This window comes from Kitasatospora sp. NPDC004799 (assembly GCF_040609095.1).
Lineage (GTDB): Bacteria > Actinomycetota > Actinomycetes > Streptomycetales > Streptomycetaceae > Kitasatospora.
Genome location: NZ_JBEXJK010000149.1, coordinates 1 through 18,626, shown reverse-complemented (window position 1 = coordinate 18,626; position 18,626 = coordinate 1). Strand labels below are relative to the sequence as shown.

Here is an 18,626-nt window from a genome sequence, read left to right as displayed (position 1 = left end):
CCGTGGTCGCGCTCCAGCATCACCCGGTAGACGAGCCGCTCGCGTTCCAGCTCGACCGCCCGGTCGTAGGAGGCGATGCCGTTCAGCCGCATCCGGATCCGGCACCCCGGCGGAGGTCGCGTACGGGCCGCGCACCGGCCGGAACGTGGCGCTCACCTTCCACGGCAGCGGCGACCCGAAGCTGGCCACCGCCCTGCTGGAGGCCGCCGAGCAGCGCGGCGCCAGGCTGACCGTGATGGTGGTCGGCAGCTGGCTCGACCAGCAGCCCCAGCTGGCCCGGCGGATCCTGGACGGCGGCCACGAGCTGGGCAACCACACCCAGAACCACCTCAACATCTCGGCCATGACGCCGGACCAGGCGCGCGCCGAGATCGCCCAGTGCGCGGAGCGCCTGCAGCGGCTGACCGGCTCGATCGGCCGCTGGTTCCGCCCCTCCGCCGCGCAGTACGCCACCCCGATGGTGCGCGAGCAGGCCCGGGCGGTCGGGTACGAGCACGTGCTCTCCTTCGACGTCGACCCGCGCGACTACAACGACCCGCCGGCCGCCGAGCTGCAGCGCCGGGTGCTGAACTCGGTGCGCGGCGGCTCGGTGGTGGCGCTGCACATGGGGCACCCGTGCACGGTGGACGCGCTGCCCGCGATCCTGGACGGCCTGGCCAAGGCCGGGCTCCGGCCGGTCACCGCCAGCCAGCTCTGCGCGTGAGCCGGGCGGCCGCGGGCGGACGGGCTGCAGGCGGGCGAGCCGTGTGAGCCGGTTCAGACCATCGGATCGTCGTCCTTGTACGGGCGCAGCCGCAGCGTGCGGGCGTCCGCGGCGCGGATCGCGTCGGCCCGGTTGACCAGCTCCTCCAGGTCGTCCCGGCCCGCGTGGATGAACCGCCCGTGCAGCCCGTCGAAGCGGCCGCGGGCGACGTCCACGGTGACCGCGACCATGTACGGGATGGAGCCCCAGGCCGTGGTGGCCTTGAACATCGGCATCCCGGCGGTCATGTCGGTGGCCACCGCGCCCGGGCTGATGTCGAGGACGACGACGCCGTTGCGGGCGAGCGAGTCCGCCATGTTGTCGGAGAGCTGGAGCAGCGCGCCCTTGGAGGTGGCGTACGCGGTGTAGTTGCCGTCCGGGCGCAGCGCGAAGCCGGAGTTGAGGTTGAGCACCCGGCCGCGCCGGCGGGCGACCATGCCGGGCAGCACGCAGCGCAGCAGGTTGTACGGGCCGCGCAGGTTGGTCTCGATCACCTGCCACCACTGGTTGGCGTCGGTCTCCCAGAGCGGCACCTCGGCGCGGTCGACCAGGCCGGCGTTGTTGATCAGCAGGTCGATCGGTCCGAGGTCGCGCTCGACCACCCGCACCGCCTCGCGCACCGAGCCGGGCCGGGTGACGTCGGCGGTCACGGCGACGCCCCGGGAGCCGCGCTTGACGCACTCCTTGAGGGTGTCGGTCAGCGTCTCGTGGGTGCGGCCGACCAGGCCGACGGCCATCCCCTCGGCGGCCAGGCCGATGGCGAGCTCCCGGCCGATGCCCCGGCCGGCGCCGGTGATCAGGGCGACCTGTCCTGCGAGCGATCCCGTCGACACGCTGTGCTCCCTTCACGCCCCCGGTCCGTCTCCGGCCCCTTGGCCCGGTCCGCCTGCCGCCCCCGGGCCCCGTCTGCGGCATTCTGTCGGCCGCCGGGCGGAGCCGGCCCCGGGCACACGGGTCCGGGGGCGCTCCCTCACTCGTTCGGGGGATTCCCGGAGGTGGCACCCTGCCGGGGAGGGGGTGACCTACTGGCCGGTACGGAGTAGTAACGTCTCCGGGGCGGTGACCGGTGCACCCATTCCGGTTCACCGGCCCGTCGTCCAGCAGCTCGCTGGGCCACCCGTAGCTGGGCGACCCCCAGCACTGTCGAAGGGCAACTGAGTGAGTGACATCGCGCGCGTCGGAGTGATCGGCTGCGGTCTGATGGGGTCGGGCATCGCCGAGGTCTTCGCCCGGGCCGGGCTGGACGTCCTGGTGTCCGAGGCCAGCGGCGAGGCGCTGGAGTTCGGCCGCACCCGGCTGACCAACTCCCTGGACACGGCGGTCAAGCGGGGCAAGCTGACCCCCGAGCAGCGCGACGAGGCGCTGGCCCGGCTGTCCTTCACCGTCGACCTGTCCGACTTCGCCGACCGCGACCTGGTGGTCGAGGCCGTCGCCGAGCGCGAGGACATCAAGGTCCAGATCTTCGAGACCCTGGACCGGGTGGTCGAGCGCCGCGACGCGATCCTCGCCTCCAACACCTCCTCGATCCCGATCGTGAAGCTGGCCGCCGCCACCACCCGCCCGGAGCAGGTGATCGGCCTGCACTTCTTCAACCCGGCGCCGGTGCAGAAGCTGGTCGAGGTCATCCCGACCCTGACCACCTCGGCGACCACCACCGAGCGGGTCGAGGCCTTCGCCACCCAGGTGCTCGGCAAGGAGCCGATCCGCGCCCGCGACCGGGCCGGCTTCGTGGTCAACGCCCTGCTGGTGCCGTACCTGCTGTCCGCGGTGCGGATGTTCGAGTCGGGCGTGGCCACCGCCTCCGACATCGACAAGGGCATGGAGGCCGGCTGCGCCCACCCGATGGGCCCGCTGCGGCTGTGCGACCTGATCGGCCTGGACACCATCGTCTCGATCGCCGAGTCGATGTACGACGAGTACAAGGAGCCGCTGTACGCCGCTCCCCCGCTGCTCTCCCGGATGGTCGACGCGGGCCTGCTGGGCCGCAAGTCCGGCCGCGGCTTCTACGACTACACCGCGAGCGCCTGACCCCTCCGGCGGAACCGCACCCAGGGCCCGGAAGCCGTGAAACCGCTTCCGGGCCCGGTGTTCTGACGGTGCGTCAGCTGTTGATGGCGTAGCTGTCGCCGTAGACCTTCCACTTCAGCGGCGGGTTGAGGTCGAAGTTCTTGGCGTTGAGGAACACCAGCTGCTCGGTGTCCACCCGGCTGGTGTCGGCGTGCGCCTCCTCCTGCTTCATGACGACCTTGCGGGCCTCCAGGAAGGCCTTGAGGTAGGTGGCCTCGTCGCCGCCCTGGGCGGGGGTCTTCGCCTTCTTCAGGGCGGCGGCGCGGATGCCGCCGAAGCTGTCCGAGCTGGTGCCCGGGCCGTGCATCACGATGGCGTCGTAGTAGGCGAACTGGCCGAGCGCGCGCAGGCCGTCGCTCTTGGCCTGCTTGACGGCGGGGTTGAAGTACACCCGGTCGCGCTCGTCGTTCTGGGCCTGCTGGAAGACGGTGTCCTTGGCCGCGGTGGCCCAGTCCTTCTCGAACGCGGAGCCGAGGCCGGCGTGCGAGTCGGTGCCGTTGACCTTCTTCAGGGCCGGCAGGTACTTGGCCAGGATGTTGCCGGGCTTGAGGTCGGTGTAGTGCTGGACCAGCTCCAGCATGTCACCGGTGCCGGAACAGAAGCCGATGATGCCGGCGGTGTAGCCGCGGCCGTCCTTGATGTCCTCGATGTACTTGTACTGGGCCTTCCAGTCCAGCGACGAGTTCTCCGCGCTGGACACCAGCTGCATGGCGATGTCCTTCTTGTGCGGGTCGTCCAGCCCGACCCCCTTGAGCTGGACGGCGGCCGACGACGGGGCGGCCTGGGCCGCCGAGGTGGCCGCGACGGTCAGCGGGGCGGCCACCAGGGCGGCGGCGAGGGCGATGCGGAGGGCACGACGGGGCTGAGGGCGCATGGGACGCTCCGATTCCTCGTGGGGTTAGGAAACTTTCCTAACAAGAAGAGGAAAAACCCTGGAGCCGCACTCCCGCAAGGGTTTTGACGGAACCTCTTCAAGAGATCTTGGAGGTCGGCCTCAGAGCGCCCGGTGCCGCACCCGCCACACCGCCGCCGCGCAGAGCGCCGCCGCGAGCAGGACCGTCCACCCGGACTCGACCGCCTGGAAGGGCCAGAACCTGCTCGCCGGCTGGTACACCTCGTGCAGGGTGTAGCCGCCGGAGCGCACCAGCTCCTGGAGGTGGGCGTAGTCGACGCCGAGGCCGTTGAGCTCGTCGCCGGAGATCCGCTGCCCGGCCGGGTCCGAGAACCAGGAGTCCAGCACCCAGCGGTCGTCCAGCGCCAGCGGCGCCATGGAGTGCCTCGCCTCCTCCAGCGGAGGCAGGTAGCGGGCGCGCACGGCGTAGGAGAGGAACGGCAGCCCGACCGAGGCCGCCAGGCCGAGGCCCACCGCGACCACGGTACGGCGCAACACCGCGCCGGCCAGCGCCGCGACCCCGAAGGCCACCAGCCACCGCCCGGCCAGCACCGGCGGCGCCTGCACGAACACCGCCGGGCCGAACCTCCCGTCCATGAGCGCCAGCGGCTCGCTCCACCAGCGCAGCAGCAGCCCGAACGGCACCGCGGCGGCGGCGAGCACCGCGCCGCCGACGACCAGTCCGCCCACCGTCCAGCGGGTCCGGCCGGCGCCCTGGGTCCAGGCGAAGCGGACCGTCCCGTGCTCGAACTCCCGTGCCAGCAAAGGGCCGCCGAGGAAGGCCCCGAAGGCCCCGCCGAGGACGTAGAGCACGGCGCCGATCTCCGGCAGGCCGTCGCCGTACCGGCGCAGGAACCGCTTGTACGCGGCCGCGCAGGCGTCGGCGGCCGGGTCGCAGGAGGCCGCGCCCGTCCGGTCCAGGCCGGCGTGCAGGTACCAGCCGTGGGCCAGCAGCGCGAGCGCGACCGCGGCCATCACCGTCAGCAGGGTCAGCAGCGCGGACCGGTGGCGCAGCCCGGCCGCACGCAGCACGGCGGAGCGGGGCGGGGCGAGGGTCGGGGAACTCACGGGAGCAGCACCTTTCGGGGGCCGGGGAGGGCGGAGGCAGTCGGCTCGCGCAGGTAGGCGAGCACCAACTCCACCAGTCCGACGCGCTGTTGGCGCCAGGAGTCGGGGGCCAGGGCGTCCAGGCCGCCGGTGCGCACCAACAGGTGGGACTGCGCTCCGGCGCGGCGGTCGCGCACCACCGGCAGCCGCTCGGCGAGCGTGTCGGCCTCGGCGGTCGGGCCGGTGAGCGTCCGGTGGCCGGCCAGCAGGTCGTCCACCTCCCCCGCCACCTGGACCCGGCCGCCGCCGAGCACCACCAGGTAGTCGCAGCTCTGCTCCAGCTCGTTGACGGCGTGCGAGGAGAACACCGCCGACATCCCGTCCTCGGCCACCGCGGTCAGCAGCACGGCCATGAAGTCGTGCCGGGCGAGCGGGTCGAGGGCGGCCAACGGCTCGTCCAGCAGCAGGAGTTCGGGGCGCTTGGCGAGGGCCAGGGCGAGCGAGACCTGGGCCTGCTGGCCGCCGGAGAGGCGGCCGTACCGGCGGTCCAGCGGGATGCCGAGGCCGTCCAGGTGGGTACGGGCCCGGGCGTCGTCCCAGCGCCGGTTGAGGTGGCGGCCCATCGCCAGCAGGTCGCGCACGGGCAGGCCGGGGTAGAGCGCGGCGTTCTGGGCGACGAAGCCGATCCGGTCCAACGCCCGGGGGGAGCCCGGGCGTTGGTCGCCGAGGACGGTCAACGCGCCCGCGCTCGGCAGGGTGAGCCCGGCGGCCAGGCTGAGCAACGTGGTCTTGCCGGCGCCGTTCGGGCCGACCAGGGCCACCACGTGCCCGGCGGGGACGGCGAGCCGGCAGTCCCGCAGCGCCCAGGAGCGCCGGTAGCGCTTGCCGAGCCCGGCGCAGTCGATCACCGTGTCCGCGGCCATCAGGCCACCACCCCGTCCCGGCCCTCGCGCAGGTCGCGCAGCGCGTCCTCGAACACGGCGGCCATCCCCTCCTCGTCCAGCCCGGCGGTCCGCGCCGCGCGCATCCACTCCAGCAGCCCGCGGCGCAGCGCGGCCCGCTCGCGCAGCGGCACCACCCCGGCGGGCAGGCCCCGGACGAAGGTGCCCTGGCCGCGGCGGCCGGCCGCGAGACCGCGGTGCTCCAGCTCGCGGTACGCCTTGAGCACCGTGTTCGGGTTGATCGCCAGCCCGGCCACCACCTCGCGCACCCGGGGCAGCCGGTCCCCCTCGGTCAACCAGCCCATCCGGAGGGCCTGTTCGACCTGCTGCACGAGTTGCAGGTAGGTCGGGACGCCGGAGGCCGGGTCCAGGCGGAACTCGATCGGGGAGGGCCGGTCGGCATCCTTATCTACTTCCATAGGTAAAGAGATAAAGGATGGGCCTGGACGCCGTCAACCCCGGGACGCCGTCAACCCCGGGGCGCCGTCGACCCTGAGACACCGTCAACCCCGGAAAACCGAAAGGGCCCCGCCCCGGACGCGTGGTCCGGGGCGGGGCCCTCCTCGGGCGCTGCCGCGTCAGGCGCCGCGCAGCACCGCGCCGGTGCGGGCGACGGCCTCGGCGACGGCCGCCTCGCGGGCGGCGGTGGCCTCGTCGGCGGTCAGCGTGCGGTCGACCGCGCGGAAGCGCAGCGCGTACGCCAGCGACTTCTTGCCCTCGCCGACCTGCTCGCCGGTGAACACGTCGAACAGCCGGATGGCCTCCAGCAGTTCGCCCGCGCCGGCGCGCAGCGCGGCCTCGACGTCGGCGGCCGGGACGGCGGTGTCGACGATCAGCGCGACGTCCTGGGTCGCCACCGGGAAGCCGGAGACGGTCGGGCCGCTGACCCGCTCGACGCCGTCGGCGGTGAGCAGGTCGACGTCGATCTCCATCGCGGCGGTGCGGGCCGGCAGCCCGAGCGCCTTGACCACCCGCGGGTGCAGCTCACCGGCGTGGCCGACCACCCGGTCGGTGCCCGCCACCAGCAGCTCGGCGCAGCGGCCCGGGTGCCACGGCGCCAGCTGGCCCTGGCGGACGGTCAGCTCGACGCCGGCCGCGCGGGCCACCGTACGGGCCGCCTCGACGGCGTCCGCCCAGGAGGCCTGGGCGCCCTTGCCCCACCAGCCCGACGGCAGCCGCTCGCCCGCGAGGGCGACGGCGATCCGGCGCGGCTGGTCCGGCAGCGCGGCGTCCAGCGCGGCCAGCTCCTCGTCGCTGGGCCGGTGGTCGACCGCCGGGCGCGGGGCCACGGACAGCTCGTCCTTGGGCAGGAAGACCGTGCCGGTCTCGTAGATCGCCAGGTCGGTGTTGCCCCGGCCGACGTTGCGGCGCAGCGCGCCGAGCAGGCCCGGCAGCAGCGTGGTGCGCAGCGCCGGCTCCTCGTCGTTCAGCGGGTTGACCAGCTTCACCGTGCGGCGGCGCCGGTCGTCCGCCTCCAGGCCGAGCGCCTCGAAGGCGGCGTCGCCGAGGAACGGGTAGTTGTTGACCTCGACGTAGCCGGCCCCGGCCAGCGCGACGCCGATCCGGCGGTTCACCCGCTGGCTCTCGGTCAGCCCCTTGCCCGGCGGCACGTCGGGCATCCGGGCGGGGACGTTGTCGTACCCCTCCAGCCGGATGACCTCCTCGGCGAGGTCGTACGGGTCCGTGAGGTCGGGGCGCCAGGTCGGCGGGGTGACCTCCAGGGTGTCGGCGCCCGAGACGGAGCAGCCGATCTCCTGCAGGCGCCGGGTGACGGTCTCGCGGCCGTACGCGGTGCCGGCCACCCGGTCGGGCAGGTCGGCGGGGATCAGGATGGTGCGCAGCGGGTGCGGGGCGGCGATGTCGGTGACCCCGGCCTCGGCCGTGCCGCCGGCGATCAGCACCAGCAGGTCGACGGCGCGCTGGGCGGCGGCGCGCGAGGCCTCCGGGTCGACGCCGCGCTCGAAGCGCTTGGACGCCTCGGAGGGCAGCTTGTGCCGCTTGGCGGCACGGGCGATGACGACCGGGGCGAAGTGCGCCGCCTCGATGATCACCTCGGTGGTTCCCGGCCCCGCGGTCGGGTCGAGGATCTCGGTAGAGGCGCCGCCCATCACGCCGGCCAGGCCGATCGGGCCGCTGTTGTCGCAGATCAGCAGGTCCTCGACGGAGAGCTCGCGCTTGACGCCGTCCAGGGTGGTCAGCACCTCGCCCGGCTCCGCCCGGCGGACCGTGATCGGGCCGTCCACGCGCTGCTTGTCGTAGGCGTGCAGCGGCTGGCCGACCTCCAGCATCACGTAGTTGGTGATGTCGACGGTCAGCGAGATCGGGCGGATGCCCGACTTCTGCAGCCGGCGCTGGAGCCAGATCGGGGACTTGGCGTTCGGGTCGACGCCGACGACCGTCCGGGCCACGAAGCGGTCGCAGCCGGCCTGGTCGTTGACCTTCACCAGGTAGCCGAAGGAGTTCGCCGGCGGCACGTCGAGCAGCGCCGGGTCGGCCAGCGGCAGCCCGTACGCGGCGGCGGCCTCACGGGCCACGCCGCGCATGGACAGGCAGTAGCCGCGGTCCGGGGTGACGGCGATGTCGAGCACCTCGTCGACGAGCTGGAGCAGCTCGATGGCGTCGGTGCCGGGCTCGTACTCCGGCGGGAGCACGATGATGCCGTTGTGGTCGTCGCCCATGCCCAGCTCGCGGGCGGAGCAGATCATGCCGGCCGAGGTGTGGCCGTAGGTCTTGCGGGCCGCGATCGGGAACGGGCCGGGCAGCACCGCGCCCGGGAGGACGACCACGACCTTGTCGCCGACGGCGAAGTTGGTCGCGCCGCAGACGATCTCCTGCGGCTCGCCGGTGCCGTTGGCGTCGCCGACGTTCACGAAGCAGTGCCGGATCGGCTTCTTGAAGCCGGACAGCTCCTCGATGGAGAGCACCTCGCCGACCACCAGCGGGCCCTTGAGGTCCGCGCCGAGCTGCTCGACGGTCTCGACCTCCAGGCCGGCCCGGACCAGGCGCTCCGCGACGTCACGGCCGGTCTCGCCGGCCGGCAGGTCGACGTACTCGCGCAGCCAGGAAAGCGGGACGCGCATCAGATCTCCATCCCGAACGGGAGGGTGAAGCGGACGTCACCCTCGACCATGTCGCGCATGTCGGCGACGTTGTGACGATTCATCAGGATCCGCTCCAGGCCCAGGCCGAAGGCGAAGCCGCTGTAGCGGTTGGGGTCGACACCGCAGGCGACCAGCACCCGCGGGTTGACCACGCCGCAGCCGCCGAGCTCGATCCAGCCCTCGGAGGAGCAGGTCCGGCACGGCCGGTCCGGGTTGCCGACGCTCGCACCGCGGCACACGAAGCACTGGAGGTCGATCTCCGCGCTCGGCTCGGTGAACGGGAAGTACGAGGGGCGCCAGCGCAGCTCCAGGCCGCCGCCGATCAGCTTCTCGACCAGCACCTCGATGGTGCCCTTGAGGTCGGCGAAGGTGATGCCCTCGTCCACCGCGAGGCCCTCGACCTGGCGGAAGACCGGGGTGTGGGTGGCGTCCAGCTCGTCGGTCCGGTAGACCCGGCCGGGGCAGACCACGTAGACGGGGGGCTCGCGGTCGAGCATGGTGCGGGCCTGGACCGGGGAGGTCTGGGTGCGCAGCACCACGCCGGAGTCGGCGGAGCCGTCCGGGGCCTGGACGAAGAAGGTGTCCTGCATCGAGCGGGCCGGGTGGTCCGGGCCCAGGTTGAGCGCGTCGAAGTTGAGCCACTCGGCCTCGACCTCGGGGCCTTCGGCGACCTGGTAGCCCATCGCGACGAAGGTGTCCTCGATGAGCTCGGCCATGGTGGTCAGCGGGTGCCGGGCGCCGCGCGGGGCGCGGTCGTACGGCAGCGTGACGTCCACCGCCTCCTCGACCAGCACGCGGGCGTCGCGCTCCGCCTCCAGCTCGGCCTGCCGCTTGGCGAGGGCCTGGTTGACGGCCCCGCGGGCCTGGCCGATCAGCTTTCCGGCGGCCGCCTTGGCGTGCGGGGGCAGGGCGCCGATCTCGCGGTTGGCGAGGGAGAGCGCGGAACGGTCGCCGGTGTGGGCGACCTTGGCCTGCTTCAGCTCGTCCAGGGAAGCGGCGGCGGCGAACGCGGCGATCGCCTCGTCCCGCGCCTGCTCCACCACCTCGGGCTTGAGGGCCTCGACCTCGACCGGGTCGTACGACTTGTTGGGTGCCGACATCTCTATCTTTCCCGTGCTCCTGCTCGTCCGTGCTCAAGGTCTTTGGGCCAACGCCAAAGGTCGAGTGTAGTCGCAGCGGGTAACACCGCTGCCGCGAAGCCCGTCCGGGGAGCGACGTCCGGCCTGCTCAGCAGGAGCAGGTGCCCTCTCGGAGCATGAACCGGTGCTCGTGTCAGAGCGTGCTGTGCTTGTCGTTCATCCTCTTTCAGAGCATGAAGTCGGGCACCCCGGCGGGCAGGATAAATCGGAACCGGGCGCCGCCGCCGGGCGCGCGGTCGACGCGGATCGAGCCGCCGTGGGCCTCCACGATGCCCTTGACGATGTAGAGGCCCAGGCCCGTGCCGCCGCGCTTGGAGCCGCGCCAGAAGCGGGTGAAGACGCGCGGCATCGACTCCTCGGGGATGCCGCTGCCTTCGTCGCTCACGGTGACCGCTGTTCCTTCCACGATGCGGGGCGGGGTGCCGTTGCGCTCCCAGACGGGCGCCTCGACGACCTCCTTGGCCGGTGCCACCTCGATCGTGACAGTTCCCTCGCCGTGCCGCACCGCGTTTTCCAGCAGGTTGGCGAGCACCTGGTCGACCTTGTCCGGGTCGGCCCACAGCACGGTCAGCGGCCGGCCGATCCGGACGTCGAAGCGGTCCTCCGGGATGCCAGTGGCGACCTTGCGCTCGACGTGCCGGCGCACCGCCGCGGCCAGGTCGACCACCTGCTTGCGCAGCTCCAGCCGGCCGGAGTCGATCCGGGAGATGTCCAGCAGCTCGGCGATCAGCCGGGTGACCCGGTCGGCGTCCGCGTCCACGGTCTCCAGCATCAGCCGCTTCTGCCCGTCGGTGAACCGCTCCCACTTGGCCAGCAGCGTCGCCGTGAAGCCCTTGACGCTGGTCAGCGGGGAGCGCAGCTCGTGCGCCACGGTGGCGATCAGCTCGGCGTGGCTGCGCTCGGTGCGGCGCCGGGCCTCGGTGCCGCGCAGGGCGATCACCAGCCGCTCCAGCGGCCCGCCCGGCACGCTGCGCACGTAGCGGGCGGAGACCAGCACCTCGCGCCCGCCGGGCAGCAACAGGTTGCGCTCCGGCTGGCGGGTGCGGATGGCCAGGCCGCCGTACGGGTCGGTCAGCTGCCACCAGCGGCGGCCGTCCAGGTCCTCCAGCGGGAGGGCGTCCTCCAGCCCGCTGCCGAGCGCGGCCTGCGGGAGCACGCCGGTGAGCCGGGCCGCGGCCCGGTTGAAGCAGACCACCCGGCCCAGCGCGTCGGCGACCACCAGGCCGTCCGGCAGGTCGTCCGGGTCGAGCTCGGGCCCGCTGCCGACCATGGGTTGCCTCCCCGATTACCCACCGTGCCGTTCCCCCCACCGAGGCAGACCCTAGCGCCTCCCAGGCCCGCGCAGTAGGGCTTGCAACGGGTGATCCGGACGCGCCCCCCGGGTGCGTCCGGCGGGCCCTGCCCCGGCGAGGACCCGCAGGACACGCCGGGGTGTCAGGCGTTCGAGCGGCAGCCGCCGGGCGAACGCTGGGCACGGGCCGAGGCGTACAGGCAGACGGCCGCCGCGGTGGCCAGGTTGAGGCTCTCCGCGTGGCCGTGGATCGGGACGCGCACGACCTCGTCGGTGAGCGCGCGGGTCTCCTCCGGGAGCCCCCACGCCTCGTTGCCGAACACCCATGCGCCGGGCGCGCCCAGGGTGCCCTCGTCCAGTTCCTGGTCCAGGTCGCGCTCCCCCGCGCCGTCCGCGGCGAGCACCCGGACGCCGGCCTCGCGCAGCTTGCCGACGACCTCCTCGACCGGCACCCCGACCGCCACCGGCAGGTGGAACAGGCTGCCCACGGAGGCCCGGACGGCCTTCGGGTTGTAGAGGTCCACCGAGGCGTCGGTGAGCACCACGGCGTCCGCGCCGGCCGCGTCGGCGGTGCGCAGCACGGTGCCGGCGTTCCCGGGGTCGCGCACGTGGGCGAGGACCGCGACCAGCTTGGGGCGGGCCTTGAGCACCTCGGCGAACGGGGTGTCGATGAAGCGGCAGAGCGCCACGATGCCCTGCGGGGTCACCGTGTCGCAGATCTCCGCGATCACCTCGTCGGTGGCGGTCAGCACCGGCAGCCCCTCGGCCAGCGCGGCCTCGACGATGCCGGCGTGCCGCTCGGCGGCCTCCGGCGTCGCGTAGACCTCGACCACCGCGTGCTCGCCGGTGCCCGGCAGCCTGCCGAAGGCGACGGCCTCCCGGACGGCCTGCGGGCCCTCGGCCAGGAAGCGGCGCTCCTTGCCGCGCTGGTTGCGCTTGGCCAGCCGGCGGGCGGCGACGACGCGCGGCGAGCGCAGGGAGGTCAGCAGGGGGGTGTCGGTGCTCGGCATGGTCTCGTTCTCTGGAGGCGCTGGAGGAGTCCGGCGGCGCGGTGCGGAGTCGGGAGGCGCGGCGGGGAGGGGAAAAGCAGAACCGGACCCGCAGGCGAGCCTGCGGGTCCGGTCAGAGCTCAACCGATCTCGGAAGATCAGGCGGCGTCCGCGGCGGCCTTCGGGGCGTTCACGTCGGCCGGCAGCGCCTTCTGGGCGACCTCGACCAGGGAGGCGAACGCACCCGGGTCGTTGACGGCCAGGTCGGCCAGCATCTTGCGGTCGATCTCGACGCTGGCGGCCTTCAGGCCCTGCACGAAGCGGTTGTAGGTGATGCCGTTGGCACGGGCCGCAGCGTTGATGCGCTGGATCCACAGCTGACGGAAGTCGCCCTTGCGCTTCTTGCGGTCGTTGAAGTTGTAGACCAGCGAGTGGGTGACCTGCTCCTTGGCCTTGCGGTACAGGCGCGAACGCTGGCCACGGTAGCCGCTGGCGCGCTCCAGGATGACCCGGCGCTTCTTGTGGGCGTTGACTGCCCGCTTGACGCGTGCCACTTGATTACTCCTTGGGTTGGACCACGGACTGCTTCACGTGGTCCGTCATTCGAATGGGTCGGGAAGGATCAGCTGCCCCGCTCGCGGCTCGCGCCGGGCGGGAGGGCGATCACTTGCCGAGAAGCTTCTTGATCTTCTTGGCGTCAGCGGGGGCCAGCTCGATCGTCCCGGCCAGCTTGCGGGTCAGCGTCGAGGGCTTGTGCTCCAGGAGGTGGCGGCGGCCGGCGCGCTCGCGCAGCACCTTGCCAGAGCCACTGATCTTGAAGCGCTTGCTGGCGCCACTGTGCGTCTTCTGCTTCGGCATTTCGCCGTATCTCCTCGTCGGTCCCGTTCACGCCCGCGCGGTGGTTGCCACGCGGGCGTGAACTGGATGGATCTGCGGTGACCGGGCGGGACGCCCCGTCACCCTGTGGGCCGGTCTCCCGGGCCTCCTGGCCGGTGAAGGCTCAGGCGCCCTGGGAGGCGGCCGGCTGCTCGACCGGAGCGTCGGCCTCGACGGCCGGCGCCTCGGCCGGGGCGTCCTGCGCCTCGGTCACGACGTCCTCGGTCACGACGTCCTCGACCTCGGTCTCCGCAGCGGCGTCGGAGCCGGCGGTACGGCCCTGACGCTCGGCCTTGCGGGCGTCCGCGAGGGCGCGGGCCTCGGCCATCGCCTCGGTCTTCTTCTTGTGCGGGCCAAGGACCATGATCATGTTACGGCCGTCCTGCTTCGGCGAGGACTCGACGAAGCCCAGGTCCTGGACGTCGTCGGCGAGCCGCTGGAGCAGACGGAAGCCCAGCTCGGGGCGGGACTGCTCACGACCGCGGAACATGATCGTGATCTTGACCTTGTCGCCCTGCTTGAGGAACCGGACGACGTGACCCTTCTTGGTGTCATAGTCGTGCGGGTCGATCTTCGGCCGGAGCTTCATCTCCTTGATGACCGTGTGCGCCTGGTTCTTGCGCGCCTCACGGGCCTTCATGGCCGACTCGTACTTGAACTTGCCGTAGTCCATGAGCTTGCACACCGGCGGCCGGGCGGTCGCCGCGACCTCGACCAGGTCGAGGTCGTACTCCTGCGCGAGCTCCAGCGCCTTGGCAAGCGGCACGATGCCGACCTGCTCGCCGCTGGGACCGACGAGTCGCACCTCGGGGACGCGAATCCGGTCGTTGATGCGGGGCTCGGTGCTGATGGGGCCTCCTCGGTTGCACCTTCTGCGATGCGGCCGTCGGACGGCGGTCGCACGTAGTGGACTCGACCACTGGGCGGGGCTTCATTCGTGCTGCGCTGTCCGGTAGGTACACCGCCACACGAAAAAAGCCCCGCTCGGTACAAGCGGGGCTCCACACAACCGGGGGCTGCGCCCGGTGAGGGGCGCTGCGGCGACTCGGCGCCAGGGGCGCCCGTCGCGGACCGGGACCCGTCGACCGCAAGGCCGATCAGGTGGGAGACTTTCGCGGTTGCCCTCTCGGGCCTCCTCAGTGGAGCCTCCACTTGCTGGCCGAGTGCCCATGCGGGATCCCGGCCGGTCAGTCTCGAAGCTTACAGCGTCACGCGGTCGAACGCTATTCCGCCCCGGCGCGGGGCCCCTTGTACGCTCCACCTGTACCCACACGGCACGACGGAACGAGCCACCCTTGAGCAGCGAGCCCACCCAGAACCCCGGCGCGGACGACGCGATCGGCTTCGACGACCTCACCCGCGACATCGCCGAGGTCCCGGCCGTCGAGGTGATCACCACCGTCGCCGTGCACCTGATGAGCGCCGCCGCCGTCAAGTGCGGTCTCGCCGAGGGCGGCGAGAAGGACAAGGACCTGGACGAGGCCCGCAAGCTGATCACCGCGCTGGCCGGGCTGGTCACCGCCGGCGCCCCGGAGATCAGCAACTTCCACGCCGCGCCGCTGCGGGACGGGCTGCGCTCGCTCCAGCTCGCGTTCCGCGAGGCCTCGATCGTGCCGGACGCCCCGGGTGCCGGGCCGGGCGAGAAGTTCACCGGGCCGGTCTACTCCTGACACCCGTACGACCGGGGGCCGGGTGTCACCTGACACCCGGCCCCCGCGTCGTTCCCCACCGCCGGTAGAGCGGTCCCAGCGCCGGTAGAGCGGTCCTACCGCCGGTAGAGCGGCTCCCCCGGCAGCTCCGCGCTCGCCGGCAGCACCGCGAGGTCCAGCCCCCGGTCCAGCCGCACCCGCAGCACCGGGTCGGCGGCCACCGCCTGACCGACCCGCTGCGCGGCCGCCTGCAGCCCGGCCTGGTCCAGCGCCGGGTCGAACACCACCGCGAGCACCCCGTCCGAACCCTCCGAGGCCGCCAGCAGCCCGGTGACCACCTGCGGCTCGGCCGCCAGCAGCCCGCGGACCGCCTCGCGCACCTCCGGGTCCCGGGCCGGCGGCAGGAACGGGCGGTTCTCCGCCAGCGCCCGCAGCCGGGCCCCGCTCAGCTGGAACGGCACCGGCCCGGCCGGGTCGATCAGCAGGGTGTCGGCGCGCTCCGAGAAGGCCACCATCGCGGCCTGCGGCGCCGCCGTCGGCGCCGGGCGGGCGTCGGCGCGCCAGCGGGCCAGCGACTCCAGCGAGGTGAAGGCCGGCAGCGCGCGGCGCCCGTCCGGGGCCTCCAGCACCGGGACGGCCATGTCGCTGGTCTTCTCGTGCCGGTGCCCGTGCGCGTCCACCTCGACCTCGCCGAGGATCGCGACGATCGGGACCATCAGCCGGGTGGGGGTCAGCGCCGCCAGCACCTCCGGCTCGGCCGCGCGGTCCTGCGACCAGCGGGCGAGGGCCCCGGCGAGCGCCGGGTCGGCGGTGCCGTCGTCGTCGGAGAAGCCGGGATTCGGGATGCTCTTGCCGACGAACGCCGGGTTGGAGAAGTCTTTGCGGTCCACCCGCCCGACCCTATGCCACCGCGTCCGAGCGGCCCCATTTCCCTGCACGCCTCCGGTACGCCACCGCACATCCCCGCCCGCGGGGCCTACCCACCGGTAGCGCGGTGTGGCACCCTGCGCCCATGGCGATCCTCGACGCACCCGCGACCGCACCCGCCCCGGTCTCCGACCGCCTCCGGTACGACCGCGCCACCGCCCACCTGGACGGGCCGGTGGCCGTCGTGGACCTCGCCGCGTTCGACGCCAACGCCGCCGACCTGGTCCGCCGGGCGGGCGGCAAGCCGATCCGGCTGGCCAGCAAGTCGGTGCGCTGCCGGGCACTGCTGGAACGGGCGCTCGCGGTGGACGGCTTCCTCGGGGTGATGAGCTTCACCCTGGACGAGTCGCTCTGGCTGGCCCGCTCCGGCATCCGCGACGTCCTGCTCGCCTACCCCTCCGCCGACCGGGCCGGCTTCGCCGAGCTGACCGCCGACCCGGACGCCGCCCGCGAGATCACCGTCGTACTGGACGACCCGGCCCAGCTGGACCTGATCGACGGCGCCCGGGCCGGCGACGCCGAGGTGCGGGTCTGCCTGGAGCTGGACACCTCGCTGCACCTGCTCGGCGGCCGGGTCCGGGTGGGCGCCCGGCGCTCGCCGCTGCGCACCCCCGAGGACCTCGGCGCCTTCGCCGAACTCGTCCAGCGCCGCCGGGGCTTCCGGGTGGTCGGCCTGATGGCGTACGAGGGGCACGTCGCCGGGGTGGGCGACCGGGTGCCCGGGCGGCCGGTGCGCTCGCAGCTGATCCGGCTGATGCAGGCCCGGTCCCGGACCGAACTGGCGGAGCGGCGCGCGGCGGTGGTCCGGCGGCTGCGGCAGGTGGCCGACCTGGAGTTCGTCAACGGCGGCGGCACCGGCAGCGTGGAGTCCACCGTGGCCGAGCGCGCCGTCACCGAGGTGGCGGCCGGCTCCGGGCTGTACCAGCCGCAGCTGTTCGACAACTACCGCGCCTTCCGGGGCCGCCCGGCCGCGCTGTTCGGCCAGCCGGTGGTGCGCCGCCCCGGCCTCGGCGCGGTGACCGTGCTCGGCGGCGGCTACCCGGCCTCCGGCGCGGCCGGACCGGACCGCTCGCCGGTGCCGTACCTGCCGGCCGGGCTGCGCTACGACCCGATGGAGGGCGCCGGGGAGGTGCAGACCCCGCTGCTCGGCTCGGCCGCGGACGACCTGCTGATCGGCGACCGGGTCTGGTTCCGGCACGCCAAGGCGGGCGAACTGTGCGAACGCTTCGCCGAGTTGCACCTGATCGAGGGCGACCGGATCGCGCGGACGGTGCCGACGTACCGGGGCGAGGGGAAGACCTTCCTCTGACGCTCCGTCCGAGCTTTGCCCTACGGTGGTACCGACACCACGAACAAGCAAGGGGGCCGCATGGACGCCGAACTCGTGCAGGAGATGGTGAGGTCCGGGGCGACCTCGGTGGCCAGTCTGATGGCCACCGCCGCCTGGAACCAGGCCAGTTCGCGATTCGCCCGGCTGTTCGGGCGCGGCGAGCGGGACGAGGAGGCGGGGGCCGAGCTGGAGCTGATCCGCGCCGAGGTGCTGGAGGCCGACGGCGACGAGGAGGTCCTGGCCGACCAGGCCGCCGCCCTCCGCAACCGGCTGCGCGCGCTGTTCCGGGCGGAGCCGGAGGCGGCCGAGGAGCTCTTCCAGATCCTCGAGGAGTTCCTCCCCGGGCAGTTCCACAAGGACGCCGGCGGGACGTTCATCATCAACATCATCAGCGGGAGCTCGACCGTCAACAGCGATCTCGTGATCCAGGCCGGCATCATCCACGACATGCGGCGCTGACCTTTCCGGAGCCTTAAGCGGGCCCGATGGAACGGCTAACCACGGCCGTCCATCGGGCCTTTGCGCTGCTCGGGGCCCTACAGTCCGTCAACAAGCACCGCACGCATGGCTATTGCCATCTGGTCCAGACCAATCCTACGCTCTGGCCGGGAGCCGCGCGCCGGGCCGGCGGCTCCCGAACGGGCAGGCGTGCCCGTTCCCCCACACTCGCCCGGAACGACGGTCAAGGAGTCCCCACCCCATGTCCATCAAGCGAAGTGCCCTGTCCGTCGGCGTGATCGGCGCCGCGGTCCTCGCGGTGGCCGGTGCCACCGCCGGCACCGCCAGCGCCCACGGCACGATGACCAACCCGGTGAGCCGGGTCGCCGCCTGCTACGCCGAGGGCCCCGAGCACCCGGTGTCCCAGGTCTGCAAGGACCTCGTCGCCGCGAGCGGCACCCAACCGCTGTACGACTGGAACGAGGTCAACATCGCCAACGCCAACGGCAACCACCAGGCGCTGATCCCGGACGGAAAGCTCTGCTCGGCCAACCGCGACAAGTACGCGGCGCTGGACTGGCCGCGCACCGACTGGCCGGCCACCGCGGTGAAGGCCGGCGCCTTCACGTTCCAGTTCCGCACCACCGCGCCGCACGTCGGCACCCAGACCGTCTACATCACCAAGGCGGGCTACGACCCGACCAAGCCGCTGAAGTGGTCGGACCTCGACCCGACCCCGGTGGCCAAGGTGCAGGTCGACCGCAACGCCGTGAACGGCTCCTACTCCTACTCCGGCACCCTGCCGCAGCGCACCGGCCGCCAGGTCCTATACACGGTGTGGCAGCGCAGCGACAGCCCGGAGGCCTTCTACGCCTGCTCCGACGTCGACTTCGGCGCCTCCGCCACCGCCGTGTCGGCGCTCGCCGCGCAGGCCCCGGCCGCGCCCAGCGACGCCCAGATCGCGGCCGACGCGTCCAAGTCCACCGTCGCCCACCACGGCCACGGCGGGGACCCGGACTCCCCGGCCGGCCAGGTGATCCCGACCGCCTCCGCGGCCGTGGGCGGCACCTCCTCCACCGGTCCGCTGCTGCTCGCGGGCGCCGCCGCGATCGGCGTCGGCTGGGCCGGCATGGTGCTCCGGCGCCGTCGCGTCGAGGCTGTTCGACGCGACTCCTGACGCCGGGCGCGGGACCGGGC

At 73.2% G+C, this 18,626-nt stretch carries 19 protein-coding genes; 6 read left to right on the top strand and 13 right to left on the bottom strand.

Annotated elements, in window-relative coordinates:
- A partial coding sequence (locus ABZW03_RS19955) for a polysaccharide deacetylase family protein (protein WP_355259685.1) occupies positions 1 to 703 on the top strand: 703 nt, incomplete at its 5' end.
- Positions 704 to 756: 53 nt separating this feature from the next.
- Here the strand turns inward: ABZW03_RS19955 and ABZW03_RS19950 are convergent.
- Positions 757 to 1,575 carry an SDR family oxidoreductase gene (locus tag ABZW03_RS19950; protein ID WP_355259682.1) on the bottom strand — a complete coding sequence of 273 codons (819 nt, stop codon included), beginning with the start codon at positions 1,573 to 1,575 and terminating at the stop codon, positions 757 to 759.
- A gap of 325 nt (positions 1,576 to 1,900) precedes the next feature.
- On the opposite strand from ABZW03_RS19950, the gene ABZW03_RS19945 reads away from it, so the two are divergent.
- Positions 1,901 to 2,770, top strand: a complete 870-nt coding sequence (locus tag ABZW03_RS19945) for a 3-hydroxybutyryl-CoA dehydrogenase (protein WP_355259679.1) — start codon at positions 1,901 to 1,903, stop codon at positions 2,768 to 2,770.
- Between the two features lie 73 nt (positions 2,771 to 2,843).
- Here the strand turns inward: ABZW03_RS19945 and ABZW03_RS19940 are convergent, their stop codons facing one another.
- The 11 genes from ABZW03_RS19940 to infC form a co-directional block, all read right to left on the bottom strand.
- Entirely contained in the window at positions 2,844 to 3,683 is an 840-nt protein-coding gene (locus tag ABZW03_RS19940) for a chitosanase (protein ID WP_355259677.1), read from the bottom strand.
- A gap of 120 nt (positions 3,684 to 3,803) precedes the next feature.
- A complete protein-coding gene (locus ABZW03_RS19935; protein WP_355259674.1) occupies positions 3,804 to 4,769 on the bottom strand; it encodes a hypothetical protein in 966 nt (321 codons plus the stop codon).
- Entirely contained in the window at positions 4,766 to 5,671 is a 906-nt protein-coding gene (locus ABZW03_RS19930) for an ABC transporter ATP-binding protein (protein ID WP_355259671.1), read from the bottom strand. The genes ABZW03_RS19935 and ABZW03_RS19930 overlap by 4 nt, the downstream gene beginning before the upstream one ends.
- Positions 5,671 to 6,108, bottom strand: coding sequence for a GntR family transcriptional regulator (locus ABZW03_RS19925; RefSeq protein ID WP_355259668.1), 438 nt, complete (start codon positions 6,106 to 6,108; stop codon positions 5,671 to 5,673). Before ABZW03_RS19925 ends, ABZW03_RS19930 begins: the two co-directional genes overlap by 1 nt.
- A gap of 159 nt (positions 6,109 to 6,267) precedes the next feature.
- A complete protein-coding gene (pheT, locus tag ABZW03_RS19920; protein WP_355259666.1) occupies positions 6,268 to 8,769 on the bottom strand; it encodes a phenylalanine--tRNA ligase subunit beta in 2,502 nt (833 codons plus the stop codon).
- A complete protein-coding gene (pheS, locus tag ABZW03_RS19915; RefSeq protein ID WP_355259663.1) occupies positions 8,769 to 9,890 on the bottom strand; it encodes a phenylalanine--tRNA ligase subunit alpha in 1,122 nt (373 codons plus the stop codon). The genes pheT and pheS overlap by 1 nt, the downstream gene beginning before the upstream one ends.
- 205 nt (positions 9,891 to 10,095) lie before the next feature.
- Complete coding sequence (locus ABZW03_RS19910; RefSeq protein ID WP_355259660.1) at positions 10,096 to 11,199, bottom strand: ATP-binding protein; 1,104 nt, start codon at positions 11,197 to 11,199, stop codon at positions 10,096 to 10,098.
- Between the two features lie 164 nt (positions 11,200 to 11,363).
- Positions 11,364 to 12,230, bottom strand: a complete 867-nt coding sequence (locus ABZW03_RS19905; RefSeq protein WP_355259657.1) for an RNA methyltransferase — start codon at positions 12,228 to 12,230, stop codon at positions 11,364 to 11,366.
- A gap of 137 nt (positions 12,231 to 12,367) precedes the next feature.
- On the bottom strand, positions 12,368 to 12,763 hold the full coding sequence (gene rplT, locus ABZW03_RS19900) for a 50S ribosomal protein L20 (protein WP_030055649.1): 396 nt from the start codon (positions 12,761 to 12,763) through the stop codon (positions 12,368 to 12,370).
- 109 nt (positions 12,764 to 12,872) lie between these two features.
- Positions 12,873 to 13,067: a 50S ribosomal protein L35 gene (gene rpmI, locus ABZW03_RS19895; protein WP_045701618.1), complete on the bottom strand. Its 195-nt coding sequence runs from the start codon at positions 13,065 to 13,067 to the stop codon at positions 12,873 to 12,875.
- A gap of 142 nt (positions 13,068 to 13,209) precedes the next feature.
- Positions 13,210 to 13,935: a translation initiation factor IF-3 gene (gene infC / locus ABZW03_RS19890; protein ID WP_355259688.1), complete on the bottom strand. Its 726-nt coding sequence runs from the start codon at positions 13,933 to 13,935 to the stop codon at positions 13,210 to 13,212.
- Positions 13,936 to 14,380: 445 nt separating this feature from the next.
- On the opposite strand from infC, the gene ABZW03_RS19885 reads away from it, so the two are divergent.
- Positions 14,381 to 14,755 carry a DUF1844 domain-containing protein gene (locus tag ABZW03_RS19885; RefSeq protein ID WP_355259652.1) on the top strand — a complete coding sequence of 125 codons (375 nt, stop codon included), beginning with the start codon at positions 14,381 to 14,383 and terminating at the stop codon, positions 14,753 to 14,755.
- Between the two features lie 95 nt (positions 14,756 to 14,850).
- Here the strand turns inward: ABZW03_RS19885 and ABZW03_RS19880 are convergent, their stop codons facing one another.
- A complete protein-coding gene (locus tag ABZW03_RS19880) occupies positions 14,851 to 15,624 on the bottom strand; it encodes an SseB family protein (RefSeq protein WP_355259649.1) in 774 nt (257 codons plus the stop codon).
- A gap of 122 nt (positions 15,625 to 15,746) precedes the next feature.
- On the opposite strand from ABZW03_RS19880, the gene ABZW03_RS19875 reads away from it, so the two are divergent.
- The 3 genes from ABZW03_RS19875 (at position 15,747) to ABZW03_RS19865 (ending at position 18,606) form a co-directional block, all read left to right on the top strand.
- Positions 15,747 to 16,970, top strand: coding sequence for an amino acid deaminase/aldolase (locus ABZW03_RS19875; protein ID WP_355259646.1), 1,224 nt, complete (start codon positions 15,747 to 15,749; stop codon positions 16,968 to 16,970).
- Between the two features lie 60 nt (positions 16,971 to 17,030).
- The gene (locus ABZW03_RS19870; protein WP_355259643.1) at positions 17,031 to 17,450 is read left to right on the top strand and encodes a hypothetical protein; all 420 of its coding nucleotides are present in this window, start codon (positions 17,031 to 17,033) and stop codon (positions 17,448 to 17,450) included.
- 241 nt (positions 17,451 to 17,691) lie between these two features.
- Entirely contained in the window at positions 17,692 to 18,606 is a 915-nt protein-coding gene (locus tag ABZW03_RS19865; protein WP_355259641.1) for a lytic polysaccharide monooxygenase, read from the top strand.
- The last annotated feature ends 20 nt before the right edge of the window (positions 18,607 to 18,626 follow it).